1 protein-coding gene is annotated in these 446 nt (G+C 65.7%); it reads right to left on the bottom strand.

Annotated elements, in window-relative coordinates; genetic code table 11:
* Window positions 1-42 precede the first annotated feature (42 nt).
* A partial coding sequence (locus tag AACY49_RS31070) for a DNA gyrase C-terminal beta-propeller domain-containing protein (protein ID WP_339528156.1) occupies window positions 43-446 on the bottom strand: 404 nt, incomplete at its 5' end.

Below are 446 nucleotides of genomic sequence, written 5' to 3' on the forward strand. Positions count from 1 at the left end.
TCAGAAGGTCACACGCGCGGACAGAAATCCGCGCGGTGCGCATCACTCCCCGTTCGCGCCGTTGCCGCTCTCGGCCTCTTCCGTGATGTGCTCGACCGACACCACGTGCTCGTCGTCCGCGGTATCGAACACGATCACGCCCTGCGTCGAGCGGCCGGCGACGCGGATGCCTTCGACCGGGCAGCGGATCAGCTGGCCCTTGTCGGTCACCAGCATGATCTGGTCCGCGTCCTCCACGGGGAATGAGGCCACCAGATTGCCGTTGCGGTTGTTGACGCTCATGGCGACGATGCCTTTGCCGCCGCGGCCGGTGGTTCGGTATTCGTAGGACGAGGTGCGCTTGCCGTAGCCGTTGACGGAGACGGTCAGCACGATCTGCTCCTGTGCCGACATCTCGGCATAGCGCTCCTGGGCGAGCTGGAAGCTACCCGTGGTCTCCTCGGCCT

It is taken from the genome of Pseudomonas sp. EL_65y_Pfl2_R96 (genome assembly GCF_963970905.1).
Classification (GTDB): domain Bacteria; phylum Pseudomonadota; class Gammaproteobacteria; order Pseudomonadales; family Pseudomonadaceae; genus Aquipseudomonas.